We start from the raw sequence: 26,199 nt of genomic DNA, 5'->3' as shown, positions 1-26,199 counted from the left end.
GTGTCGCTGCCTGTTGTAACCCTTGGCCTCGCTGTCGGCACTGCCGTCAGCGACCTGAAGCAAAAGAGAGAAGCTTATGTTTGGTGGTAAAGGCGGTCTGGGCAACCTGATGAAACAGGCCCAGCAGATGCAGGAAAAAATGCAGAAGATGCAGGAAGAGATCGCTCAACTGGAAGTGACGGGCGAATCTGGCGCTGGCCTCGTTAAAGTGACCATCAACGGCGCGCACAACTGCCGTCGCGTGGAAATCGATCCGAGCCTGCTCGAAGATGACAAAGAGATGCTGGAAGATCTGGTCGCCGCCGCGTTCAACGACGCTGCGCGCCGCATCGAAGAGACGCAGAAAGAAAAAATGGCCTCTGTGTCTTCCGGTATGCAGCTGCCGCCAGGCTTCAAAATGCCTTTCTGATGTTCCCTCGGACGGCAGGTTACGCCTGTCGTCCCGCTTTCCCCTCCGATTATTTCACATCCTGTCCTTTCTGGCTGGAGCGCACGTTCTGAATGGCCAGTAAAAGTCTCTTTAAGTATTCATTAATTGTATGATTTAACCACCACAATTACTATTTATATATATTATAACTCTCCTGAATCATTTATCTCTCTGAGAGCTGTAATAGGCATGGCCTTTATGGCGTGAAGTTGCTTTGCGTTATAAAAGCCTTTTTTTGATGGGAATAAAAAGGAGTTCATTCTCGCTTTCATTAATAAGTAAAGAATTAATAAGTGGGCTGGAATGCCTTTATTAATTCATTAAAGGAATGCAGAGAATTACGATGAGATTAACAAGACTCAGTGGCAGCATTATTGCTGTGCTGGCGACGCTTTGCGGTTCTGAAGCAGCGCTTGCGAATAGTCAAACCTTAACCTTTAACGGAAAAGTCCTTGATGCCGCTTGTACGGTAACGGTTGATGGTGGAAATTCAACTATCGAGTTAGGTGAAACCGCCAAAGCGGATCTGGTAAATAAAGGCGATACGGGCGCGCCGAAAACGTTCACTATCAAACTTTCTGCCTGCCCGGCGGGTAGTGTCTCTCAGGCCAATATTAAATTTAGCGGCGAAACTGACGGCGATGACAGTTATTTTAAAAATCTGGCTACGACCGATGCCGCAACTCATGTTGGCGTTCTTTTAAAACAGAACGGTACCGACGTTGTTTATGTTAATGATGGAAATACCGATATCACTATTCCAGCCGAAGGCGGCGACGTGAGCGTGGATTATACCGCGCAACTGGTCGCAACCGGTACGGGCGTGACCAAAGGCAATGTCTCAAGCACGTTAACTTACAGCGTAAGTTATCAGTAATTAATTAAAGGAGGGGAAACCCTCCTTTTCATCCGGAGTATTTATGAAACCTGTAATTATTGCCCTGTTAGGCGTCCTTTCTGTCGGCGCAGCTCAGGCGAGTGTGGTCGTAGGCGGCACCCGCGTGGTATTTGATGGTCAGCAAAAAGCAGCCTCATTATCGGTGCAGAATAAAGATAAAACAGCGGATCTTGTGCAGTCATGGATTTCGCCCGTCGACGCCACCTCAGGCGCAAAAGACACCATGATTATCACCCCGCCACTGTTTCGTCTGGATGCTGGTGAAAAAGCGTCTGTGCGTATTGTACGTTCCGGTAAGCCTTTGCCCGAAGATCGCGAATCGATGTTTTGGCTGAATGTGAAAGGTATTCCGGCAATGGACAACGCGCCAGCCAAAAATGAACTGCAAATCGCGATTAATTCGCGGATAAAATTAATTTACCGCCCGGTAAGCTTGCATGGCAGCGTACCTGAATCGGCAACGGATAAACTGAGCTGGAGCACCGAAGGCAATATGCTGAAAGTAAATAATCCGACGCCCTTTTACATGAACTTCTCTACGGTCATGGTGAATAACACGCCGGTTAAAGACGTTACATTTGTGGCACCGTTTTCCAGCACTACCTTTGCAATGCCTAAAGCACAAAATCATGCCGATGTTAAATGGCACATAATTAACGATTTTGGCATGGCTGGCAGCGAACACAACGCACATTTCTAATGTGTATTCACTATTACCGGGTGTCGCGTGATGATGAAAATAAAGAAAATTCGGCTGATGATTATCCTCGGGATAATTACCGCGACGTTTTCTGCAACGCGCGTATCCCGGGCTCAGGAATATTTTAACCCGCATCTGCTGGAAACCAGCGAAACGGCCGCGCCTGCGCTCGACCTGAATTTATTCAGCCAGGAGCAAACGCCCGCCGGGGATTATAACGTTGATATTTATATTAATGGCGAACTGACGGATGCCGGAACCTTTACTTTCCGGTATGTCGAAGCGCCAGATAATAAACGCGTTTTATTGCCGTGCGTGACACCTGAACAACTCCGGCGCTGGAATATCAAAGTTGAGAATTACCCGGATCTGGCAAAAAACGGGGATACGTATGCAAACCTGCTTGTAATACCAGGGTTATCCGCCCGTTTAGTCCTCAACCAACAACGTTTTGAACTCACCATTCCGCAGCTTGCCATGGCGCACCGCGCGCGTGGTTATGTGCCGGAAGATAAATGGGATGACGGTATTACCGCCGGCCTTTTGAATTATAGCGTTTCCGGGCAAACCACCACATCACGCATGAATGACGCAGTGCGCCACAGCCAGTTTGTGAGCCTCCTGCCTGGGATGAATGTGGGTCCCTGGCGGCTGCGTAACTATTCCACGCTCAATATTGATGACGGAGAACATCAGTGGCATTCCGTTTACAGCCATGTTTCTCGGGATATACGCGCTCTGAAAAGCCGTCTGGTGATTGGTGAGGGAAATACGGACGCGAAGATTTTCGACAGCGTGGCCTATACCGGCGTGTCGCTGGCCTCGGATAACGACATGCGGCCGGACAGTCAGCAGGGCTTTGCGCCCATCGTGCGCGGCATCGCCCGCAGCGACGCGGAAGTGACGGTTTATCAGAACGGTAACAGCATTTATAAAACGTCCGTACCGCCAGGCCCGTTTGAAATCGACGATATCTACCCGACCGGCAGCGCAGGCAACCTGAACGTGACGGTGAAAGAGTCAGACGGCAGCGAGCAGAGCTTTGTCGTGCCGTTTGCGTCTCTGGCGGTCTTACAGCGGGAGAAACAATTGTCCTATTCTCTGTTCGCCGGGCAAACCCGCGGCGATGGCGAGGCGATGGGGTCGCTCGATTTTATCCAGTCTGCCGCCGCCTGGGGGGTATCCAATGCACTCACGATTTATGGTGGCGTGACGAACGCGCAGGACGCCTACTCCAGTGTTGCGCTGGGCGTCGGGATGAATATGGGCAATCTTGGCGCGCTGTCGGTGGATGTCACCCACGCGAAGGCGCAATTGCCTGACAGGTTAAACCCAGGCCAGATGAAAAATAGCGTTGGCCAGGCCTGGCGGCTGCGCTACAGCAAATCGCTTGAGCAGACCGGCACGGACATTTCTGTTGCCAGTTATCGCTACGCCACCAGCGGGTTTTACTCTTTTCAGGATCTGATCAACGCCCGTAACTCGAATGATATCAGCGATGAGCAGGATCAGGCGGAGCACCGGCTTGACGTCACGCTGTCGCAGAACACGTCTATCGGTGCGTTTTCACTGTCGCTGATGAAAGAGCGCTACTGGAACCGCTCGCAGATGACCTCAATGAATCTGGGCTATGGCAACAGCTGGGGACAGATTTCTTATTTTCTTAGTTATGCCCGCAACCTGAATGTCGATCAAAACGGCGAGGACAATACGAAGACAAACGATCGGCTTTTTGCGTTCACCGTAAATGTGCCGTTCAGCGCCTTCAACCACAAGGGCGAGTTTGCGTCAGCTTCAATGAACTACTCGCTAAACAGCAGCCAGCACGGCGCCACGATGCACAGTCTTGGCATGAGCGGCTCGGCACTGGCAGACAACAGTCTCAACTGGCAGGTCCAGGAAGGGTATAACGCCGCTAACCGTAAGACGAACGGTAATGCCAGTCTCAACTATCAAAGCTCGTGGGGGGATGTGTCGGGCGGTTACGGCTATGACAATTACACCTCACGCTACAACTACGCGCTACGCGGCGGGATGGTGGCGCACGCTGACGGCCTTACTTTCTCGCGCACCCTTAATGAGAGCGTAGCGCTGGTCACGGCGCCGGGCGCTAAAGATATCCCTGTGAACGGGCAAAACAATGTGCATACGGATAGTCAGGGCAACGCCGTCGTGCCGTATGTCCGGCCTTACCATGAAAATGCTATCTCGCTGGATGACAGTGAACTGGCGCAGGAGGCCGATACCGACATTGAAAATATCACCAAAAAAGTGGTGCCAACACGAGGTGCGGTCGTCAAAGCGCAATACCAGACGTTTTCCGGGCTGAAAGCGATGCTGACGCTCACACACCGCGGCAAACCTGTGCCCTTTGGCGCGCTGGTGACGATGGCCGGCAACGCAGGCCAGACGGCGCACAGCGATATCGTCGGCGAGGACGGCCAGGTGTATCTGGCCGGACTTCCACAGCAAGGCCAACTACAGGTGATGTGGGGTGCCGGAAGCGATCGCCAGTGCACCGTCAACTATTCGCTAAAACCGACGGCGTCCACCGGCGCGATTATTTTTCAGCAGGCGGCGTGTGAGTAAACACTGCTACCTCCAGAGGAGTTAATGCAATTATGTCTGGTTTAGTTTTTCGCGCTGCGGCGTCTGGTTATCGACGTGCTTTTCTGGCAGCACTCGTTTTCTGTGAGGCGCTATTTTCCTTTCAGAGCATGGCGGCAGGAAGTCAGGACACGATTAATTTTTCCGTCACCGGCACGATTATTCGCCCGTCCTGCAATATTGAAGCGCCAGGCGTGGTGAAGCTTGGAACATTCAACCGACAGGATTTGTCGATACCTGGCGCCAACAGCGCCAGTATTCCCGTACAAATAACGCTGTCTGGTTGTATGACGGGTCTTAGCGAAGCCACGGCCACCTTTAGCGGCCAGCCTTATGATAATGGCGCAATGGGCTCGGCTATCTATGCCAACCAGTACGAAAATGGCGCGACGGGAATTGGGCTGCAATTAATCAACGCGGATGGTAAAGCTCTCGTGAATCTCGCTAACGGCATCAGCTATAGCGTGCCGATCGATGCCGGTACCCATAGCGGTAATTTACGCATGATAGCCCGCATGTATTCTCCCGACGGTAAACCAGGCGCCGGAGATTTCAGTAGCTCTGTCACTATTAATTTCGTTTATCAATAGCTTCCGTTGAATAACACGGTAAGAGAATCTCGTTATGCGCTGGTCTGCTTTTATAGTTATGCTTTTTTTCTCGCTGCTTTCCACAACAACCCATGCCGCCTGTGAGCGTCGGCGTGGCGACGACATTTCTGTGTCTTCTGTTCATTTGCCGGAGCATATCCTGGTAGAAAGCGGCACGTATGCGCAAAACACCGTGCTGTATGACTCCGGGTATATTTCTGGCAGTGATGATCAGGTGGAAATACGTAACTGTAATCAAGGCTATTACGTCGGCTTTCTGTACCTGAACGCGCCGCAGACGGGGGCTTCGCTGGGCGAACATATTTATCCGACGAATCTGGAAGGTATCGGCGTGCGCGTGTTTACCCTGAATCAGGCGGGGCCTTATGACGATGAAACGACCATTGATAACGACTGGCGTCGCGGTGACGGCAGCCTGTTTGGCAGCAATCATACGCTGCACGGCTCGGCGTACCGTTTACAGCTGGTGGCGACAGGCGGGAAAATCGGCAGTGGCACGCTGGTGCTGCCGTCGCCGCTGGCGCGAGTGGATTTTCGCGAGCGTGAAAGCCAGAGTTCTAACGGTGATATCGCGTCGCAGTTAAATGTCTCTTCAACCTCCGTTGATGTGAAAGCGATGGGCTGCTCGGCAGATACCGCCTCGCTAAATTTTGTGATGGGTAATATCGACGCGGCGGCGTTTGATAACAGCGTACAGGTGGGTGAGGCGCAACAAACCGTTACGCTCTCCTGCGAGCCGGGTACAAACGTGACGCTGGAGGTGCAGGCGCCCTCAGCCAGCGGCCCGAAGGCAGAGAATTCGGTGATCGCGCTCTCAGACCACGGCGCGCCGGACGTGGCAACTGGTGTAGGCGTTCAGCTTAACCTTAAACTGGCCTCTGGTGGTTATGACAGCGGTAAAACGGGTCTTCCCATCGGTACGCCCGTCCCGCTATTGACTTCACAGCGCGGTTACGATGGTGCTCAGGGATACAGCTACTTCACCGATCCGGCGCATCCTGGCGGCGCGGGCGCGTCAGAAACGCTGATTTTTACGGTGAACTATTACAAAACCGGCATTCAGGTGACGCCGGGCAAAGCCAACGCGGCCGGAATGCTTACGCTATCCTATAACTAAGCAGGTTTAGGGTGCGTGCATAAAGGCGCAAATGGTAATCTACACGCTTTGTTCGTTGTTAAGGAATTTCATTCATGCAGACCAGTCCTCTGCTGACTCAACTGATGGAAGCGCTGCGCTGCCTGCCGGGCGTGGGCCCGAAATCGGCGCAGCGTATGGCGTTTACGCTGCTGCAACGCGATCGCAGTGGCGGTATGCGGCTTGCTCAGGCGCTGACCCGCGCCATGTCGGAGATAGGCCACTGCGCCGACTGCCGCACCTTCACCGAGCAGGAAAAATGTAATATCTGCACCAATCCGCGCCGTCAGGAAAACGGACAGATCTGCGTAGTGGAAAGTCCGGCGGATATTCACGCTATTGAGCAAACCGGCCAGTTCTCCGGCCGTTATTTCGTGCTGATGGGCCATCTTTCACCGCTCGACGGTATTGGTCCGGATGATATCGGGCTTGATCGCCTGGAGCAGCGCCTGGCCGCGGAGCCGTTAAAAGAGATTATTCTCGCGACCAACCCCACGGTGGAAGGTGAGGCGACCGCCAATTACATCGCCGAGCTCTGCGCCCAGTATGGCGTTGACGCGAGCCGCATCGCGCACGGCGTGCCGGTGGGCGGCGAGCTGGAGATGGTTGACGGCACGACGCTTTCGCACTCGCTCGCCGGGCGTCATAAAATGACGTTTTAAGCCCCACATTCGTGTCTTCCCGAAAGCCGCATTGCGCGGCTTTTAACCAGTCAGCGTTCGCCGTTTTGCCTGCCGCTTGAAAAATTTCCCCGCTATCCCCATCTCTGCCTCAACCGTTTTTGTTCACTGTGGCCTGTTTTGTTGAGGTATCACCATTATGAAAGGACAAGAGACCCGTGGTTTTCAGTCAGAGGTAAAACAGCTTCTGCACCTGATGATCCATTCTCTCTATTCAAATAAAGAGATTTTCCTGCGTGAGCTTATCTCCAACGCCTCGGATGCCGCGGACAAACTGCGCTTCCGTGCGCTTTCCAGCCCCGATCTCTATGAAGGCGACGGCGATCTGCGCGTGCGCGTGTCGTTTGATAAAGACAAACGCACCCTGACCATCGCCGATAACGGTATCGGGATGACCCGCGACGAAGTCATCGACCATCTCGGCACCATCGCGAAATCGGGCACCAAAGCGTTTCTCGAATCGATGGGCTCCGATCAGGCGAAAGACAGCCAGCTTATCGGCCAGTTTGGTGTGGGCTTCTACTCGGCGTTTATCGTCGCCGATAAAGTGACCGTGCGCACCCGCGCGGCAGGCGTCAGCGCTGATGAAGCGGTGTTCTGGGAATCGGAAGGCGAAGGCGAATATACCGTTGCGGATATCAGCAAAGCCGATCGCGGCACTGAAATTACCCTGCACCTGCGCGAAGGCGAAGATGAGTTCTTAAACGACTGGCGCGTGCGCTCGATCATCAGCAAATACTCCGACCATATCGCGCTGCCGGTTGAGATTGAAACCCGCGAGGAGAAAGACGGCGAAACCATCGTTTCCTGGGAGAAAATCAACAAGGCGCAGGCGCTGTGGACCCGCAGCAAAGGCGAGGTCAGCGACGACGAATATAAAGAGTTCTACAAGCACATCGCGCACGACTTCACCGATCCGCTGACCTGGAGCCATAATCGCGTGGAAGGGAAGCAGGAGTACACCAGCCTGCTGTACATCCCGTCCCAGGCACCGTGGGATATGTGGAACCGCGATCATAAACACGGGCTGAAACTCTATGTGCAGCGCGTGTTCATCATGGATGATGCGGAACAGTTCATGCCGAACTACCTGCGCTTCGTGCGCGGCCTGATTGACTCCAACGATCTGCCGCTCAACGTATCGCGCGAGATCCTCCAGGACAGCACCATCACCCGCAACCTGCGCAGTGCGCTGACTAAACGCGTGTTGCAGATGCTGGATAAACTGGCTAAAGATGACGCTGAAAAATACCAGACCTTCTGGAAACAGTTCGGCCTGGTGCTGAAAGAAGGCCCGGCGGAGGACAGCGCCAACCAGGAAGCGATCGCTAAATTGCTGCGTTTCGCCTCCACGCATACCGATTCCGCCGCGCAGACCGTGTCGCTTGCAGATTATGTCTCCCGCATGAAAGAAGGGCAGGAGAAGATCTACTACATTACCGCCGACAGCTACGCGGCCGCGAAGAGCAGCCCGCATCTGGAGCTGCTGCGTAAGAAAGGCATCGAAGTGCTGCTGCTTTCCGATCGCATCGACGAATGGATGATGAGTTATCTCACCGAGTTCGACGGTAAAGCGTTCCAGTCTGTGGCGAAAGCCGACGAATCGCTGGAGAAACTGGCGGATGAAGTCGACGAAAGCGCCAAAGAAGCGGAAAAAGCGCTGGAGCCGTTTGTTGAGCGTGTGAAAACCCTGCTGGGCGATCGCGTGAAAGAAGTGCGTCTGACGCACCGTCTGACCGACACGCCGGCGATTGTCACCACCGACAACGACGAGATGAGCACGCAAATGGCGAAACTTTTCGCCGCGGCGGGCCAGGCGGTGCCGGAAGTGAAATACATTTTTGAGCTGAACCCGGATCATCAGCTGGTGAAACGCACCGCCGATACTCAGGACGAGGCGCAGTTTAAAGAATGGGTGGAGCTGCTGCTCGATCAGGCGCTGTTCGCCGAGCGCGGTACGCTGGAAGATCCTAACCAGTTTATCCGCCGCATGAACCAGCTGCTGGTCTCCTGATAGCTGTCGGGATGGAGGCTGGAAAGGTGGGTGCGCTGACGCTTACCCACCCTACAACCAGGGCATTGTATTAACGTAGGGCGGGTAAGCAACGCGCACCCGCCATCGTAACGCGGAGCAGGCAGCATTGTAGGGCGGGTAAGTAACGCGCACCCGCCATCGCAACGCGGAGCAGACAGTTTCGTAGGGCGGGTAAGCAACGCGCACCCGCCGTCGTAAAACGTCTCCTCATCCCATCACCCACAAAAAGGCGGACACGCTTGCGTGCCCGCCTTTTTTACACCGCATACGCTATTTTCTGCACGCCATGCCCCGGTGAAACCATTCACCCTCCGCCGCGTTTGTTGTCGGCATAGCGCCTTTAATGGTATGGTTTTCGCTTCAATCACGTAGTGAAAATGCAAACGTATGGAGAATTACGCAATGCGTATTATTCTGCTCGGCGCTCCGGGCGCAGGAAAGGGGACTCAGGCACAATTCATCATGGAGAAATACGGCATTCCGCAAATCTCCACCGGTGATATGCTGCGCGCCGCAGTGAAATCTGGCTCTGAGCTGGGTAAACAGGCTAAAGACATCATGGACGCCGGCAAGCTGGTTACCGACGAGCTGGTGATTGCGCTGGTCAAAGAGCGTATCGCCCAGGAAGATTGCCGCAACGGTTTCCTGCTGGACGGTTTCCCGCGCACCATTCCTCAGGCGGATGCCATGAAGGAAGCGGGCATCAACGTTGACTACGTGCTGGAATTCGACGTACCGGATGAGCTGATTGTCGATCGTATCGTTGGCCGCCGCGTTCACGCGCCGTCTGGTCGCGTTTACCACATCAAATTCAATCCGCCGAAAGTGGAAGGCAAAGACGACGTGACCGGCGAAGAGCTGACCACCCGTAAAGACGATCAGGAAGAAACCGTGCGTAAGCGTCTGGTGGAATACCATGAGATGACCGAGCCGCTGATCGGCTACTACCGCAAAGAAGCGGAAGCGGGCAACACCCGTTACGCCAAAGTCGACGGCACCAAAGCCGTTGGCGACGTGCGCGCCGAACTGGAAAAAATCCTCGGCTAAGCCGACGCGGCATGACCAACGCCGGGCACAGCCCGGCGTTTTGCTATCTGTGCCTCACATCCTTGCCGCCTGCGCCTTAAATTTTCCTGCCTGACGGCGTATAACGTCTGCGGTTCAACACACAGGAAACCCGCATGTTCAGACAGACTCCGCTCCTGGATGAGTCCACCGCCCGGCTGATTGTCCGGCGCGCCATGAGCATCATCGATTACCCGGTTAACGTCATGGACAGCCACGGCGTCATCATCGCCTCCGGCGATCCGCAGCGCCTGATGGAGCGTCACGAAGGGGCGCTGCTGGCGCTCGCCGAGAGCCGCGTCGTGGAGATAGACGCGGCCACCGCGCGTCATCTGAAGGGCGTGCGTCCGGGCATCAATCTGCCGTTCTGTTTTCGCCAGCGCCAGATTGGCGTTATTGGCATTTCCGGCGAGCCATCGCAGGTGCGCGCCTGCGGCGAACTGGTGAAAATGGCGGCCGAGCTGATGGTCGAACAGGCGGCGCTGCTGGAGCAGAATCAGTGGGAAAAACGCTATCGCGAAGAACTCACGCTACAGCTGCTTGCGGGCGGCGGCGACACAGAGGCGCGCGAATCGATGGCAGCCTGGCTTGGCGTCGCGCTCTCCGTGCCGCGCATCGCCTGGATAATCGAACTGCGCGACGGCAACCCGCAACAGATGCGCGAGCTGCTCGCGGAGCTTGAGCGCGAGGCGCGTGATGCGCTGTTCGCGATGACCGGTTTTAGCGAAATGGTCATGCTGCGCCCGGCGAGCATGGAAAACGGCCAGTGGAGCCAGCAGCAGGAACGCCAGCAGGCGCAGCGGCTGCACGCGCTCTGGCAGGGGCGTTTTAACGTGCGGTTGATTCTGGGCGGCTTTTACCCCGGCGACGCGGGGCCGTCCCGTTCGCTGCGCGCGGCGCGGGCCACGCAGTCGATGGCGCGCCGTCTTAAGCTTCGCCATAAAACGCTGGTTTATGATGAAAACCCGCTGGCGGCGTTGCTTTGCGATCTCGGCGACGACTGGCGCACCGACGAGCTGGGCGCGCCCTGGCGCAGGCTGGCAGAGCACGATGATAAAGGCGTGCTGCGCCAGACGCTGCGCCACTATTTTTCCCGAAACTGTGAGCAGGCGCAGACGGCGAACGCGCTGCATATCCACGTCAACACGCTACGCTATCGGCTACAGCGTATCGAGGCCATCACCGGCCTTAAAATCAACCAGTTATCTGACTGCCTCCAGCTTTATGTCGGGATGCTGACACAGGCGTGAGTTGTAGAAACCCACAAACACTGGCGGACGGCAGCGCGCTTTCTTTGTGGGTTTCGCTCAGGCTTTCCCCGCGGCGCGACGCTATGTTGTCCTGACCCTTACCTCAAAGAGAAAACAATAATGACAACGGTATCCACTCTCGGCGCGCTGACGGCGTTGGTCGTCGCGATCGTGTTAATTCTGCGTAAAGTACCGCCTGCATACGGCATGCTGGCGGGCGCGCTGGCGGGCGGTCTCGTTGGCGGCGCGGATCTCGTCCATACGGTTAGCCTGATGATTGAAGGCGCGCAGGGCATCACCAACGCGGTGATGCGCATTCTGGCGGCGGGCGTGCTGGCAGGCGTGCTGATTGAATCCGGCGCGGCGCACACCATCGCGGAGACCATTGTGCGCAAGGTGGGCGAGAAGCGCAGCCTGCTGGCGCTCGCCATCGCGACGCTTATCCTGACGGCGGTCGGCGTGTTTATTGATGTGGCGGTGATCACCGTCGCGCCCATCGCGCTCTCTATCGCCCAGCGCGCGGGCATCTCGCGTATCGCTATCCTGCTTGCCATGATTGGTGGCGGCAAAGCGGGCAATGTGATGTCGCCAAACCCGAATACCATCGCCGCGGCGGATAACTTCCATGTCCCGCTCACCTCTGTAATGCTGGCGGGCGTCATTCCGGGGCTGTTTGGCCTCGCGATGGCCTGTTTTCTGGCGAACCGCTTGAGTAACAAAGGCAGCCGGGTCACGGCACAGGAGCTGCCGGTACAGGATACCGGCCCGCGTCCGGGTTTCGCCGCGGCCATCAGCGCGCCGCTGGTGGCGATTCTGTTGTTATCTTTGCGCCCGATTGCTGGCATCGCCGTTGACCCGTTAATCGCGCTTCCGGCAGGCGGGCTTGCGGGCGCGCTGCTGATGGGGCGGCTGCGCCAGTGCAATACATTTATGGTCTCAGGGTTAAGCCGTATGGCACCAGTCGCCATTATGCTGCTCGGCACCGGGGCGCTGGCGGGCATTATCGCCAACTCGGGGCTGAAAGATGTGCTTATCGACACGCTGACCCACACCGGGCTGCCCGCGTGGCTGCTGGCACCGCTCTCCGGCACGCTGATGTCGATGGCGACGGCCTCCACCACCGCAGGCACCGCCGTGGCGTCCGCCGTCTTCAGCCATACGCTGCTGGAGCTTGGCGTCAGCGGCATTGCCGGGGCGGCGATGATCCATGCGGGCGCGACGGTGCTCGATCATCTGCCGCACGGCAGCTTTTTCCACGCGACCGGCGGCAGCGTCGGGATGACCGTGCATGAACGACTTAAACTCTTACCGTATGAAACGCTGGTGGGCTTTACCATTGCCACCATTTCAGCGCTGATGTTCGGCGTACTGGGTGTTGCTGCTTAAGGAATAAACCATGACAACCCTGAAAAAAATCGTTATCGCACCGGATTCATTTAAGGAAAGCCTGAGCGCAATGGACGTTGCGAAGGCTATCGAAGCGGGTTTTCGTGAGATCTACCCGCAGGCGCACTACGTCTGCGTGCCGATGGCGGACGGCGGCGAAGGCACCGTCGAGGCGATGGTCGCTGCGACCGGTGGACAGATCATTACCACGCCGGTGACCGCGCCGCTTGGCAATAAAGTCGACGGCTTCTTCGGCCTGCTGGGCGACGGCGAAACGGCGGTCGTGGAAATGGCGGCGGCGTCCGGCCTGCATCTGGTGCCAGCCGCGCAGCGCGATCCGCGCATCACCACGAGTTACGGCACCGGCGAGCTTATCCTCGCGGCGCTGGAGCGGGGCGTGAAGGCGATTATCATCGGCATCGGCGGCAGCGCCACCAATGACGGCGGCGCGGGCATGATGCAGGCGCTGGGCGCGCGGTTTCTCGACGGTGAAGGGCATGAACTGGCACCCGGCGGCGCGGCGCTGGCCGGGCTGGAACGGCTTGACCTCTCGGCACTCGACCCGCGCCTCGCGCAGGTCAGCGTGACTGTCGCCTGCGACGTCGATAATCCGCTCTGCGGTGAGAAGGGCGCGTCGGCGGTATTTGGGCCGCAGAAAGGGGCGACGCCTGCCATGGTGACAGAGCTGGACGCCGCGCTCAGATGCTTCGGCGAACAGCTCGAAGCAGTGACGGGCAAAACGATTATCAGCGCGCCGGGCGCGGGGGCGGCGGGCGGCATGGGCGCCGCGCTGCTCGGCATGCTCAACGCCGAACTGCGTCCCGGCATTGAGATTGTTATTGAATCCTTAGGGCTTGCGCAGGCGGTGCGCGACGCGGATCTGGTGATTACCGGCGAAGGGCGGCTCGACAGCCAGAGCATCCACGGCAAAACGCCAATCGGCGTGGCGCGTGTGGCGAAGCAGTTTCAGCGCCCGGTGGTGGCGATTGCGGGCAGCCTGACGCCCGATTATCAGATAGTGCATGAGCACGGCATCGACGCCGCGTTTTCGGTGATTGATCGCATCGTCACGCTTCAGGAGGCGCTGGAGGACGCCGAACGTAATCTGCGCGTCACCGCCCGCAACGTGGCGGCGCTCTGGCGTCTGGCGGAAAATCGTCACTAACGCCTTTTGCTGTTATCGGTTCCGGTGAATAACTTTTACGTTACAATGATTTTCATTCGCAGCGGTGCGGCTGATTTCTTCAGGCGCGCCGTCCGCGCCGGATATCAATGAGGAACCGTGATGCAGTCAGTAAAAAGCGGCGTTTTATTAGTCAATCTCGGCACCCCGCAGGCGCCAACTTCCGCTGCCGTTAAGCGTTATTTAAAACAGTTTTTGAGCGACCGGCGCGTCGTGGATGTGCCGCGCGTTATCTGGTGGCCGCTGCTGCGCGGCGTCATTCTGCCGCTGCGTTCGCCGCGCGTGGCGAAACTCTACAAATCCGTCTGGATGGAAGAGGGTTCGCCGCTGATGGTTTACAGCCGTCGCCAGGAGAAAGCGCTGAGCGCGGCGCTGGGCGATGTGCCGGTGGCGCTTGGCATGAGCTACGGCCAGCCGTCGCTCGACAGCGCCGTGCAGAAGCTCCTTGACCAGCATGTCGATCACATCATTGTGCTCGCGCTCTATCCGCAATACTCCTGCTCCACCGTGGCGGCGGTATGGGATGAGCTGGCGCGCATTACCACCCGGTATCGTAAGCTGCCGTCCATGACGCTTATTCGCGATTACGCCTGCGAACCGGCTTACATCAGCGCGCTGGCGCAGTCTGTACAGCGCTCGTTTGAAAAACATGGCGAGCCGGATCTGCTGCTGCTCTCATACCATGGCATTCCGCAGCGTTACGCCGATGAAGGCGACGATTACCCGCAGCGCTGCCGCGACACCACGCGTGAGCTGGTGTCGGCGCTTGGCATTGCGCCGGAAAAAGTGATGATGACCTTTCAGTCGCGCTTTGGCCGCGAGCCGTGGCTGACGCCGTATACCGACGAAACCATGAAAATGCTGGGCGAGAAAGGCGTGAAGCATATTCAGGTGATGTGTCCGGGCTTCTCCTCGGATTGTCTGGAGACGCTGGAAGAGATTGCGGAGCAGAACCGCGAGATTTTCATCGAGGCGGGCGGTGAGAAGTTTGAATACATTCCGGCACTTAATGATGACCCGGCGCATATCGCGATGATGAAGGAACTGGTCGACCGTTACCGTTAATCGCGCGCGGGGCGGGGAGTGTGCTACCATTCCCCGCCTGATTAGCTACCCGCACGCAATACCATGAAATTTCCCGGCAAACGTAAGTCCAAACACTATTTCCCCGTCAGCGACCGCGATCCGCTCCTGCAACAAATTCAACCTGAATCCGACGTCAGCGCCTCCTGGGTGGTGGGTATCGACCAGACGCTGGTGGATATCGAAGCCCGCGTGGATGACGCGTTTATCGAACGCTACGGGCTGAGCCTCGGCCATTCGCTGGTGATTGAAGACGATGTCGCCGAAGCGCTCTATCAGGAGCTGGTGCGTGAAAATCTCATCACCCATCAGTTTGCCGGCGGCACCATTGGCAACACGATGCACAACTACTCTGTGCTGGCCGACGACCGCTCGGTGCTGCTGGGCGTCATGTGTAACAACGTGCAGATTGGCAGCTACGCTTACCGTTATCTCTGTAACACCTCAAGCAGGACCGATCTGAACTATCTCCAGGGCGTTGACGGCGCGATTGGCCGCTGCTTCACGCTGATAAGCGAGCAGGGCGAGCGCACCTTCGCCATTAGCCCCGGCCAGATGAACCAGCTGCGCCCGGAGAGCATCCCGGAAGAGGTGATTGCTGGCGCGTCGGCGCTGGTGCTGACTTCGTATCTGGTGCGCTGCAAGCCCGGCGAGCCGATGCCGGAGGCCACCATGACCGCCATTCGTTACGCCAAAAAGCATAACGTGCCGGTGGTGCTGACGCTCGGCACCAAATATGTGATTGCCGATAACCCGCAGTGGTGGCGCGATTTCCTGAAAGAGCACGTGTCGATTCTGGCGATGAATGAAGAAGAGGGCGAGGCGCTGACGGGCGAAAGCGATCCGCTGCTGGCGTCTGATAAGGCACTCGACTGGGTGGATCTGGTGCTTTGCACCGCCGGGCCGGTCGGGCTTTATATGGCGGGCTTTACCGAAGAAGAAGGCAAGCGCAAAACTCAGCATCCGCTGCTGCCGGGCGCGATTGCGGAGTTCAACCAGTATGAATTCAGCCGCGCGATGCGCTTTAAAGATTGTGAAAAGCCGCTGCGTATTTTCTCCCATATCGCCCCGTATATGGGCGGGCCGGAGAAGATCATGAACACCAACGGTGCCGGCGACGGCGCGCTGGCGGCGCTGCTGCATGATATTACCGCCAATAATTATCACCGTACCAACGTGCCGAACTCCAGCAAGCATAAATACGCCTGGCTGACCTATTCGTCGCTGGCGCAGGTGTGTAAATACGCAAACCGCGTGAGTTATCAGGTGCTGAACCAGCATTCGCCGCGTCTGACGCGCGGCCTGCCGGAGCGCGAAGACAGTCTCGAAGAGGCATACTGGGAGCGTTAACCTTTCACGTTATGGCGGGTGCGCTAACGCTTACCCGCCCTACAAACCACGCGGCGCTGGTGGCGGTGGTTTTCCGCCGGGAGCCGGGATTGCAAAGGGGGCGGCGGCGAGCCCCCTTTGCACGTTCGCGTGAGGGAAGCGCTCATATAAAGCGGACATCATGGCGAATGGAACGTTTACACCTGCCTTACAGGCTTCCCTTACCCGGGCCTTTTCCTGAGAGCACGGATAGAGAAACGTGCCGGCGGGAGCGCTCACGCTTACCCACCCTACGTTTAAAAGGCCTGGTTTTTTGTAGGGTGGGTAAGGCAAAGCCGCACCCACCTTTTTCACCGTCACGCACACCATTCCCCATCAACTGTGGCTCAAAATCTCCTGCGCCTGCTCGGGTTTATCGAGCATACGCAGCATCGTGCTCGCGATTTCCCGCTCGCCCATCACCACTTCATTCGCGCCGCGCTCGGTAATGTAATCCACCTCGTCGTCATAATGCGCGCGGGCGATGATTTCGATATCCGGGCGCTTCTCACGCGCGGCGGCGACGATTTCACCGGCCTCATAACCGTTCGGGATGGTCAACAGCAGCCAGCGCGCGCAGTCGAGATGCGCCAGCGTCATCGTCTGCTCATTCGCGGCATTGCCAAGCACCGCGCGAACGCCGCGCTCTCGAAGCGCCTCGACGCGGGTTCGGGACGTTTCCACCACCACCAGCGGAATGCCCTCGGCGATAAGCTTCTCGCCAAGCAGGCTGCCAACGCGGCCATAGCCCACCAGCAGCGCGTGATTGCAGATATCCACCGGGTTTTGCTGCTCTTCTTCCATCGCCTCTTCCAGCGTCTGTTCTTCCAGCTCGTCGTGACGCGACAGGAAACGCTCCAGCAGCACAAACAGCACCGGGTTAAGCATAATGGAAAGGATCGCGCCCGCCAGCACCAGGTTCTGCCCATCCTGCGGCAGCAGATCCAGCGCCATGCCAAGCCCGGCCAGGATAAACGCGAATTCACCGATCTGCGCGAGGCTCACCGCAATCGTCAGCGCGGTGCGGCGCGAGTGGCCGAACAGTTTCACCAGCGCAAACGCGGCGATCGACTTGCCGAACAGGATAATCAGCAGCGTGCCAACGACCGCCAGCGGCTGCTGAACGAGAATCATCGGGTCGAACAGCATGCCCACCGAGACGAAAAACAGCACCGCGAACGCATCGCGCAGCGGCAGCGTATCGTGCGCGGCGCGGTGGCTCAGTTCCGATTCGTTCAGCACCATCCCTGCGAAGAACGCGCCCAGCGCGAACGAGACGTCAAACAGCTCGACCGCGCCGAAGGCAATGCCAAGCGCCAGCGCCAGCACCGCGAGCGTAAACAGCTCCCGCGAGCCGGTGGCGGCGCTGCGCGCCAGGATCCACGGCACCAGACGGCGACCCACCAGCATCATCAGCGCGATAAACGCAATGACTTTGCCAAGGGTAATGCCCATATCGAGGCTCAGGGTCGCAAGACCAAGATTACCTTTCTCCAGCATCCCGGCGACGGCGGGCAGCAGCACCAGCGTCAGCACCATGACCAGGTCTTCAACGATAAGCCAGCCGATGGCTATCTGTCCGCGCTGGCTCTCAATCAACTGCCGCTCTTCAAGCGCGCGCAGCAGCACCACGGTACTGGCGGTAGAGAGACACAGGCCGAACACGATGCCGGTCATAAGCGACCAGCCGAGGAAGGTGGAGAGCCCGACGCCCAGCAGCGTCGCCACGGCTATCTGCAAAATGGCGCCGGGAATGGCGATAGACTTTACCGCCATCAGATCCTTTAACGAGAAATGCAGACCCACGCCAAACATCAGCAGGATCACGCCAAGCTCCGCCAGCTCCGGCGCAAGCTTAGTATCCGCGACAAAACCGGGCGTAAACGGCCCGGCCACCACGCCTGCGAGCAGGTATCCCACCAGGGGTGAGATGCGCAGCCGGTTGGCGAGCATACCGAGAATAAAGGCCAGAACAAGGCCACCGACAAGTGTGGTGATAAGCGGTGTGGCGTGATGCATTCCGTCTCCTTTCGTTGAATGTGATACACCGGATGTTTTGCGTGCAACTCGTAACAGTTTATGACAATTTTCGGCAGCGCGGGGCAGTTTATTAGTGAAAACTTTCTGAAATCCCTCATTAAGCGCAAAAAATGCGAACCGGGCGCAGAAATACATATTATCAGAAGCAAACCTTGATGTTGTGCGGGTAACAGGTCGGGCCATTTTGTGCTTTCACTGAGGAAAGTGCGTGTTTTACGCGGGAAAAAAGTAAACAGCGCTCAAACAGCAACGGTGAGTTGAAAAATGGCGATTTTTTGACGAGAAGATGAACGTAAGATGATAGCAATTCAGTAAATTTGCCGTGCAGACACCTTTTTTTGCTTGTGACGCATTAAATCGTCGCTTTTGTAACAAGGCATAAACCTTGCTTGCCGTTACGCCGTGGTTTTGAGGAAAGTCGCAAATCTGAAAACAAAGTTGAGTATGTTCGGCAGGCGCTGTAATTTCAGCATTCACGTTAAGGATAGGGAGAGTTGTCATGGGGTTAGCCAGAAAAGGGTTAGCTGTCGCGCTGCTGGCGGGGCTTAGCCTGCTGAGCGGCGGCGCATCCGCCTGGGAGCAGGATAAAACGTATAACATCACCATTTTGCACACCAACGATCATCACGGTCATTTCTGGCGCAACGAATATGGCGAATATGGCCTGGCGGCGCAGAAGACGCTGGTGGACAGCGTACGGCGTGAAGTCACTGCCCAGGGCGGCAGCGTGCTGTTGCTCTCCGGCGGCGATATCAACACCGGTGTGCCGGAATCTGACTTACAGGACGCCGAGCCCGATTTTCGCGGCATGAATCTGATTGGTTATGACGCGATGGCCGTTGGCAACCATGAGTTCGACAACCCGCTGAGCGTGCTGCGCCAGCAGGAAAAGTGGGCCAAATTCCCGCTGCTATCCGCCAACATCTACCAGAAAAGCACCAATGAGCGCCTCTTTAAACCCTGGGCGATTTTCAAACCGCAGGGGATTAAAATCGCGGTGATTGGCCTGACCACCGATGACACCGCCAAAATCGGCAACCCGGAATATTTCACCGATATCGAATTCCGCAAGCCTGCCGACGAAGCGAAGCTGGTGATTCAGGAGTTGCAGCAGAATGAAAAACCGGACGTCATCATCGCCGCGACCCATATGGGCCATTACGATAACGGCGACCACGGCTCTAACGCGCCGGGAGATGTCGAGCTGGCGCGCGCGCTGCCGGCAGGCGCGCTGACGATGATTGTGGGTGGACACTCGCAGGATCCGGTCTGTATGGCCTCGGAGAATAAAAAACAGGTGGATTACGTGCCGGGCACGCCGTGCGCGCCGGATCGGCAGAACGGCACCTGGATTGTGCAGGCGCATGAGTGGGGCAAATATGTCGGCCGCGCCGATTTCCAGTTCCGTAATGGCGAAATGAAGCTAGTGCGCTATCAGCTCATCCCCATCAACCTGAAGAAAAAAGTGACCTGGGATAATGGCCAGACGGAGCGCGTGCTCTACACGCCGCAGATCCCGGAGAACCCGCAGATGCTCTCGCTGCTGACGCCGTTCCAGAAAAAGGGCCAGGCGCAGCTGATGGTCAAAATCGGCAGCGTCAACGGGCGGCTTGAGGGCGATCGCAGCAAAGTGCGTTTTGTGCAGACCAGCATGGGTCACTTAATTCTTAACGCCCAGATAGCGCGCACCGGCGCGGATTTCGCGGTGATGAGCGGCGGCGGCATTCGTGATTCCATTGAAGGCGGCGACATCACCTATAAAGACGTGCTCAAGGTCCAGCCGTTCGGCAATACGCTGGTGTATGTCGATATGACGGGCAAAGAGGTGCTGGAGTACCTGACTGCTGTCGCGCAGAAAAAACCGGATTCCGGCGCGTATCCGCAATTCGCGAATGTCAGTTTTACAGCCTCTGGCGGCACGCTGAATGACGTTAAAATTAAAGGCGAACCGGTCGATCCGGCGAAAACTTACCGCATGGCGACGCTCAGCTTTAACGCGACCGGCGGCGACGGTTATCCGGCCATTGATAAAAAGCCGGGTTACGTGAATACCGGTTTTGTGGATGCTGAAGTGCTGAAGCAGTACATCCAGCAGAGCTCGCCGCTGGATGTAAACGCCTTTGAGCCGAAAGGCGAGGTGAGCTGGCAGTAACTCAGTCGCGGCGGGCGATATCGGCGAACTGCGCATTCAGCAGTTTCGCCAAATCCGCCGCCGCCAGTTCGATATCCAGCCCGCGCTTGCCGCCGGAGATATAAATGGTCGGGAAGTCGCGGGCGGGCGCGTCAATCAGCGTCGGCAGGCGCTTTTTCTGCCCGAGCGGGCTGATGCCGCCTACCAGATACCCGGTGGTGCGCTGCGCTATCATCGGGTCCGCCATTTCCACTTTCTTGGCACCGAGCGCCTTCGCGACCTTTTTCAAATCCAGCTGGGTGGCGACCGGCGTAACGGCGACTGCCAGCTGTTTCATATCGCCATTGACCGCCACCAGCAGCGTTTTATAGACCTGCTCTGCATTAAGCCCGAGCTTGCGCACCACTTCATCGCCGAAGTTGGTTTCATTCGGGTCGTGCTCATAGGCGTGCAGCGTAAAAGCTATCTTATTTTTTTCGAGTAGATTAACTGCGGGCGTCATGTTTCCTTTCCCATTTCTGTAGCCTGTCGGCGCAGCATAGCGCCAGACAGGGGCGAAAAAATTGTATCAGCTTGCTGGATTATATTGGCAGCGTGGATGGTTTGCGCGACAATCGCCGCAACCGTTCGCTAAGGCGCACGGCATAACGATAATAACGAAAGTTCCTCTTTGACGGGCCAGTAGCGATACTGGCCTTCTTTTTATGAGGCGCGAAACATTGCCGGCAGGTTATCTTCGCCGTAGAGATGCAGCGCGCCGACCGCCACCACATAGCGCCCCGGCGGTAGCGAGAGCAGGTAGTGGTGCCACTGCCGGTTACGCTGCTGCATCAGCATATCGCCAAGCTCGGCGCTGAAGGTGTTCGGCAGCGTGACGCTCCCCGCAGCCTCGGGCGGACGCGCCATCCACCAGCCGATCATAATCTGCAACAGGCGCGCGTTGGTGTGCCAGTGGATTAACGTATCTTCAAGCAGCGCCAGACCGTCCTGCGGCAGACGACGCAAAAGCTCCACCTGGCTCTGCGCGCCCTCCAGTTCGTTTACTTTCACCTGGTGCGTCTGCGCCGCGTTTAAGAGCTGATAATCGATGCCAAAATCGGGCCGCAGGCCGAGGCGCTGCGCCTGGTGCGCCTGTAAAATCAGCGCCACCTGCCAGAGCGGCAGCGTATCGAGCCGGGAGAGCGGCAGCGCCAGATCGTCGATGAGTTTCTCAAGCTGGAGGAACAGCGCCTCGTCGAGACGCTCGCCGAGCGGCGGGCAGGGCGGCGGATCGCCGAAGGGCGAGTCATTGCCACGGATATCGGCTTCGACAATCAGCGCGTCGGCGCGCCGCAGTTTATCCACCAGACGCGCGGGGAGCGGCGCCATATCCGCAGTGCCCATATGAATGCTGCCGACCAGGTGCAGATAGCGCCCGCCGGGCAGCGTAATATCGACCGCCGGCCACGGATAACCGGGGCGCAGCGTGTCAAACCAGGTGCGCAGACGACATAACAGGCCCATAACCACTTCCACTGACGTAAAAAGCCATGCTAACGCGCAGGCGGGACGGGTGCAAACAAGAGGCGGGGTCAAGCCGTTCGGACGGAGAGTTCACCGGCAGGCAAGCGTGGTCCTTTATTCGTCCATGAGTTGTCGAAAATAATCAGCGCCGTCGGCCAGTCTGCCGTGGTCGATATCCTGTTTCGCACGTTCCAGTTTCGCCTGCAACAACTGGCGTTTAAGCGCGTCAATTTCTGCGTACTCCTGCGCAGAAATCACCACCGCGACGGGTTTGCCGTTGCGGTTGATCTGGACAGGTTCACGCTGCGCCATCAGCAATAAATTGCCAAACTGGGTTTTCGCTTCGTTCGCGGTAAGCGTTTGCATCATCAGCCCTTTCGTATGAATCGTTCGATTCGTTCATTTTAAACGCTATACACGATGACGACCAGCGCCGTTTTCCGAATCTGCACCGCCGTATTACGGCGATAAAAAAGCCCGCCGGAGCGGGCTTAAGGCTTATTTTTTCGGGTTAAATCGCAGCAGCCGGTTGGCGTTACTGACGACGGTAATGGAGGAAAGCGCCATCGCTGCGCCTGCGACCACCGGGTTCAGCAGGGTGCCGGTCAGCGGCCACAGCACGCCTGCCGCGACGGGAATGCCGAGCGCGTTATAGATAAAAGCGCCGAGCAGGTTCTGTTTCATATTGCCAAGCGTCGCTTTAGAAATCGCCATCGCGTCGGCGACCCCGGTCAGGCTGTGGCGCATCAGCGTAATCGCGGCGGTTTCAATGGCCACATCGCTGCCGCCGCCCATCGCGATCCCCACTTCCGCCTGAGCCAGCGCCGGGGCGTCGTTAATGCCGTCGCCAATCATCGCCACTTTGCGGCCCGCCTGCTGAAGCTTCTGAATGGCCTGCGCTTTGCCATCCGGCAGCACGCCTGCAATTACCTCATCAATGCCTGCCTCGCGGGCGATGGCGTTCGCGGTGACGGCATTGTCGCCGGTCAGCATCACCAGCCGGTAGCCCTCGCGGTGCAGGCGCGCCAGGGCATCGGCGCTGTCTTCACGCAGCGGGTCCCGAATGGCGAAGAGCGCCGCCAGCGTACCGTTCACCGCCAGCAGCACCGGCGTGGCACCGAGGCTTGCCTGACGCTGCGCCTCATCGCGCAGCGCGTCGGTCGTGATACCGTTTTCCTCCAGCAACGCCTGATTACCGAGCAGCAGCGTTTTGCCCTGCGCCTCACCGCTAACGCCAAGACCGCGCAGCGTGCGAAAACCATTGACGGCGGGAAGTTCTGCGCCGCTGGCGCGTTCGATAATGGCGCGCGCCAGCGGGTGGCTGGAGCCTTGCTCCAGCGCGGCGGCGAGGCGCAGCGCGTCCGCTTCGGTGATGTCGCCCGTGGTGGAGATGGCCGCCACCTGCGGTTTGCCGTCGGTTAACGTGCCGGTTTTGTCGAACACCAGCGTGTCGACGTCGCTTGCGCGTTGCAGCGCGTCGGCGTCACGCACCAGCACGCCGAACTCCGCCGCGCGCCCGACGCCTGAGATAATCGACATCGGCGTGGCAAGGCCCAGCGCGCAGGGGCAGGCGATAATCAGCACCGTGGTGACAATCACCAGCGTATAGACGATCTGCGGAGCCGGGCCAGCGAAATACCAGACCGCGCCGCTGAACAGCGCAATCAGCACCACGACCGGAACGAACACGGCGGAGATACGGTCGGCCAGCTTGCCGATTTCCGGCTTGCTGCTCTGCGCCTGGCGCACCATGCGGATAATGCGCGACAGCGTGGTGTGGTTGCCCACCGCGGCGGCGCGAAACAGCACGCTGCCATCCTGCACGACGGTGCCCGCGTGAATGGCGTCACCCGCCGCTTTTTGCTGCGGCACAGGTTCGCCGGTCAGCATCGCTTCGTCAAACCAGCCTTCGCCGTCGGTAATGTCGCCATCCACCGGGACGCGATCGCCGGTGGTGAGGCGCAGCGTCATGCCCGGCGTCACTTCCGCCAGCGGCACGCTTTTCTCGCCTTGCGGCGTGACGACGCGCGCAACCGGCGGCGTGAGATCCAGCAGGCGCTCCAGCGCCTTCGATGAGCGCTGGCGGGCGCGCGCCTCCAGCATATGGCCGAGGTTAATCAGACCAATAATCATGGCGCTGGCTTCGTAATAAAGGTGACGCGCTTCCATCGGAAAATGTTGCGGCCAGAGGTTGACGCTCATGGAGTAGAGCCAGGCCGCGCCGGTGCCGAGCGCCACCAGCGTATCCATCGTCGCGCTGCGGTTGCGCAGGCTTTTCCAGGCGCTGGTATAGAAATGACCGCCCGCGAAAATCATCACGCCGAGCGTGATAAACCCAATGATCAGCCAGAGCGAACGGTTGGCGTCGGTGACCATCATATTGTCGCCGAACATGCCCCAGATCATCACCGGAATGCCGACGGCGAGCGCGAGCGCCGCCTGCCAGCGAAAGCGTTTCATGGCCGCCTGCGCGGTCTGCTGCTGGCGCTCGCGGCGTTCGGCGTCGTCATCGATAGCCTCTGCGCCGTAGCCCGCTTTTTCTACCGCCGCGATTAATTCAGCGGCGGAGGCATGGCCCATCACCAGCGCCGTGCGCTCCGCCAGGTTGACCCGTGCCTGCGTGACGCCCGCCACCCCTTGCAGGGCGTTCTGAACGCGGCTCACGCAACTGGCGCAGCTCATGCCGTTGATAAGCAGCTGTCGGCCGTCGTCATCGTCGGCGATATCCGCTGCCGGAAGCTCAGGTTGCGCCGCTGTCAGTGCTTCCGACGGGGTTGATGACTCTGTCAGCGGGTTAGCCTTTGGGTGTGCGAGCGTCGCGTCGTAACCGGCCTGTTTCACCGTCTCAATCAGGGCGTCCGCAGGCGCGGTGGTGGTGACGCTGGCATGTTCAATCGTGACATCCGCGCGTTCAACGTCCGGGCGCTGCTCCAGGCTCTCTTTCACCCGTTTTACGCAGTGTCCGCAGGAAAGCCCGTCCAGGGCCAGTTCTATGGTGTTTGACATACATTGTCTCCTCAGTAAGTGGTCAGCCTCGGGTTGACCGGAAAACAAAATGCTTTCGACTGTGGTTAAGCGTAAACCTTCCATCAAGGGGAAGGTCAAGTTTTTAAAACACGGACGGAAAGACGCGTGTATAAAAGTGTCCAGATAGCGCCCGAAAGGTGGGCAATGTGTCCGGTATGGAGTGAAGAAAAGAGCGAAAGCGCAGGGCGTTTCTGTTAGCGTGGTTCGCTGATAACTTCTTGTACATGCGCGAAACCAGTTTCTGGAAAATGTTATGAAATTTCTGAAATTATCGCTTTTTGCTGCGAGCGGGGCGGTATGCGGCGCAGCGCTGATGCTGCTGATCTTGCCGGTGGTGTGTCGCGTAGTGGTGGGGCCGATACAGGGTGAAGATCAAATGTCGCAAAACTTTCTGATTTTCCTGACAGGAACCCCGTTACTGGCTGCGATCGGTGCCTTCGCTGGCTGGTTTCTCGGCACAAAAGTGATTCGGAAGCATTAACCTCGGCTGTGATGCTTTCGGCCAGCCTTTACGGGACGTCGTGCGTTATAATCCCTTAGCGAATTGCCGGGATTACCGCGGCAAATTGCATTTATGGCGATGTAGCGCGTAATCTGGTGGAGTACCACCGGGCTTTACGGCACGACGTCATGCAAACGCCTGAAGGGGGAAACGTGAATATCAGCGATGTGGCGAAAAAAACCGGGCTTACCAGCAAAGCGATTCGTTTTTACGAAGAGAAAGGGCTGGTGACGCCGCCGCTGCGCGGCGATAACGGCTACCGCACCTATTCGCAGCGGCATATCGATGAACTGACGCTGCTGCGCCAGGCGCGGTTGGTGGGGTTTAACCTGGAAGAGTGTCGCGAGCTGGTGCATCTGTTTAACGATCCGGGCCGGCACAGCGCGGACGTTAAAGCGCGCACGCTGCAAAAGGTGGCGGAAATTGAAAGCCATATCGAAAGTCTGCGGGCGATGCGCCAGCAGTTGCTGGATCTCGCGGCCGCGTGTCCAGGGGATGACAGCGCCGACTGCCCGATTATCGATAACCTTTCCGGCTGCTGCCACCGACGCGCTGACGCGTAAGA

22 protein-coding genes are annotated in these 26,199 nt (G+C 57.8%); 17 read left to right on the top strand and 5 right to left on the bottom strand.

Features of this window, described 5'->3' with window-relative positions:
- Positions 1–76 precede the first annotated feature (76 nt).
- From AFK66_RS14005 to AFK66_RS13940, 14 genes are all read left to right on the top strand, one after another.
- Positions 77–409, top strand: coding sequence for a YbaB/EbfC family nucleoid-associated protein (locus AFK66_RS14005; protein WP_004386900.1), 333 nt, complete (start codon positions 77–79; stop codon positions 407–409).
- A gap of 364 nt (positions 410–773) precedes the next feature.
- A complete protein-coding gene (locus AFK66_RS14000) occupies positions 774–1,307 on the top strand; it encodes a fimbrial protein (protein ID WP_032974155.1) in 534 nt (177 codons plus the stop codon).
- 43 nt (positions 1,308–1,350) lie between these two features.
- Positions 1,351–2,028 (top strand): fimbrial assembly chaperone, encoded by a 678-nt coding sequence (locus AFK66_RS13995; protein WP_007781504.1) that lies wholly within the window; start codon positions 1,351–1,353, stop codon positions 2,026–2,028.
- A gap of 57 nt (positions 2,029–2,085) precedes the next feature.
- The gene (locus tag AFK66_RS13990; RefSeq protein WP_050500562.1) at positions 2,086–4,617 is read left to right on the top strand and encodes a fimbria/pilus outer membrane usher protein; all 2,532 of its coding nucleotides are present in this window, start codon (positions 2,086–2,088) and stop codon (positions 4,615–4,617) included.
- A 32-nt stretch (positions 4,618–4,649) separates the two neighbouring features.
- Entirely contained in the window at positions 4,650–5,225 is a 576-nt protein-coding gene (locus AFK66_RS13985; RefSeq protein WP_007791534.1) for a fimbrial protein, read from the top strand.
- A 34-nt stretch (positions 5,226–5,259) separates the two neighbouring features.
- Entirely contained in the window at positions 5,260–6,363 is a 1,104-nt protein-coding gene (locus AFK66_RS13980; protein WP_007791535.1) for a type 1 fimbrial protein, read from the top strand.
- A 74-nt stretch (positions 6,364–6,437) separates the two neighbouring features.
- Entirely contained in the window at positions 6,438–7,043 is a 606-nt protein-coding gene (gene recR, locus AFK66_RS13975; protein ID WP_004386895.1) for a recombination mediator RecR, read from the top strand.
- Positions 7,044–7,200: 157 nt separating this feature from the next.
- On the top strand, positions 7,201–9,075 hold the full coding sequence (htpG, locus tag AFK66_RS13970; protein ID WP_023899210.1) for a molecular chaperone HtpG: 1,875 nt from the start codon (positions 7,201–7,203) through the stop codon (positions 9,073–9,075).
- A 423-nt stretch (positions 9,076–9,498) separates the two neighbouring features.
- Entirely contained in the window at positions 9,499–10,143 is a 645-nt protein-coding gene (gene adk / locus AFK66_RS13965; RefSeq protein WP_004385036.1) for an adenylate kinase, read from the top strand.
- A gap of 134 nt (positions 10,144–10,277) precedes the next feature.
- Positions 10,278–11,411, top strand: a complete 1,134-nt coding sequence (locus AFK66_RS13960; protein WP_023899208.1) for a sugar diacid recognition domain-containing protein — start codon at positions 10,278–10,280, stop codon at positions 11,409–11,411.
- 120 nt (positions 11,412–11,531) lie between these two features.
- Positions 11,532–12,797 (top strand): GntP family permease, encoded by a 1,266-nt coding sequence (locus AFK66_RS13955; RefSeq protein WP_023899206.1) that lies wholly within the window; start codon positions 11,532–11,534, stop codon positions 12,795–12,797.
- Positions 12,798–12,807: 10 nt separating this feature from the next.
- Positions 12,808–13,962, top strand: a complete 1,155-nt coding sequence (locus AFK66_RS13950) for a glycerate kinase (RefSeq protein WP_007781524.1) — start codon at positions 12,808–12,810, stop codon at positions 13,960–13,962.
- A 120-nt stretch (positions 13,963–14,082) separates the two neighbouring features.
- Entirely contained in the window at positions 14,083–15,045 is a 963-nt protein-coding gene (gene hemH, locus AFK66_RS13945) for a ferrochelatase (protein WP_007781526.1), read from the top strand.
- Between the two features lie 63 nt (positions 15,046–15,108).
- Positions 15,109–16,413, top strand: coding sequence for an inosine/guanosine kinase (locus AFK66_RS13940; protein ID WP_004387930.1), 1,305 nt, complete (start codon positions 15,109–15,111; stop codon positions 16,411–16,413).
- A gap of 354 nt (positions 16,414–16,767) precedes the next feature.
- Here the strand turns inward: AFK66_RS13940 and ybaL are convergent, their stop codons facing one another.
- A complete protein-coding gene (ybaL, locus tag AFK66_RS13935; protein WP_007781529.1) occupies positions 16,768–18,450 on the bottom strand; it encodes a YbaL family putative K(+) efflux transporter in 1,683 nt (560 codons plus the stop codon).
- 520 nt (positions 18,451–18,970) lie between these two features.
- Between ybaL and ushA the strand changes: the two genes are divergently transcribed.
- Positions 18,971–20,623: a bifunctional UDP-sugar hydrolase/5'-nucleotidase UshA gene (gene ushA, locus AFK66_RS13930; protein ID WP_023899204.1), complete on the top strand. Its 1,653-nt coding sequence runs from the start codon at positions 18,971–18,973 to the stop codon at positions 20,621–20,623.
- Between the two features lies 1 nt (position 20,624).
- Here the strand turns inward: ushA and ybaK are convergent, their stop codons facing one another.
- The 4 genes from ybaK to copA all read right to left on the bottom strand — a co-directional run bounded on the left by ybaK (position 20,625) and on the right by copA (position 25,111).
- Positions 20,625–21,104, bottom strand: coding sequence for a Cys-tRNA(Pro)/Cys-tRNA(Cys) deacylase YbaK (gene ybaK / locus AFK66_RS13925; RefSeq protein ID WP_007781535.1), 480 nt, complete (start codon positions 21,102–21,104; stop codon positions 20,625–20,627).
- A gap of 200 nt (positions 21,105–21,304) precedes the next feature.
- Complete coding sequence (locus AFK66_RS13920) at positions 21,305–22,105, bottom strand: TraB/GumN family protein (RefSeq protein ID WP_032977093.1); 801 nt, start codon at positions 22,103–22,105, stop codon at positions 21,305–21,307.
- 114 nt (positions 22,106–22,219) lie between these two features.
- The gene (locus AFK66_RS13915) at positions 22,220–22,471 is read right to left on the bottom strand and encodes a type II toxin-antitoxin system Phd/YefM family antitoxin (protein ID WP_007781540.1); all 252 of its coding nucleotides are present in this window, start codon (positions 22,469–22,471) and stop codon (positions 22,220–22,222) included.
- 132 nt (positions 22,472–22,603) lie between these two features.
- The gene (copA, locus tag AFK66_RS13910) at positions 22,604–25,111 is read right to left on the bottom strand and encodes a copper-exporting P-type ATPase CopA (RefSeq protein ID WP_023899202.1); all 2,508 of its coding nucleotides are present in this window, start codon (positions 25,109–25,111) and stop codon (positions 22,604–22,606) included.
- Positions 25,112–25,385: 274 nt separating this feature from the next.
- Here copA and AFK66_RS13905 point away from each other — a divergent pair, with 274 nt between their 5' ends.
- Together AFK66_RS13905 and cueR are read left to right on the top strand one after the other, a co-directional pair.
- A complete protein-coding gene (locus tag AFK66_RS13905) occupies positions 25,386–25,613 on the top strand; it encodes a hypothetical protein (RefSeq protein WP_007781550.1) in 228 nt (75 codons plus the stop codon).
- Positions 25,614–25,786: 173 nt separating this feature from the next.
- Positions 25,787–26,197: a Cu(I)-responsive transcriptional regulator gene (gene cueR / locus AFK66_RS13900; protein ID WP_032974653.1), complete on the top strand. Its 411-nt coding sequence runs from the start codon at positions 25,787–25,789 to the stop codon at positions 26,195–26,197.
- Positions 26,198–26,199 lie beyond the last annotated feature (2 nt).

Origin of the sequence: Cronobacter malonaticus LMG 23826 (assembly GCF_001277215.2) — a bacterium.
Lineage (GTDB): Bacteria > Pseudomonadota > Gammaproteobacteria > Enterobacterales > Enterobacteriaceae > Cronobacter > Cronobacter malonaticus.
This window is presented reverse-complemented; position numbering and strand designations above follow the sequence as displayed.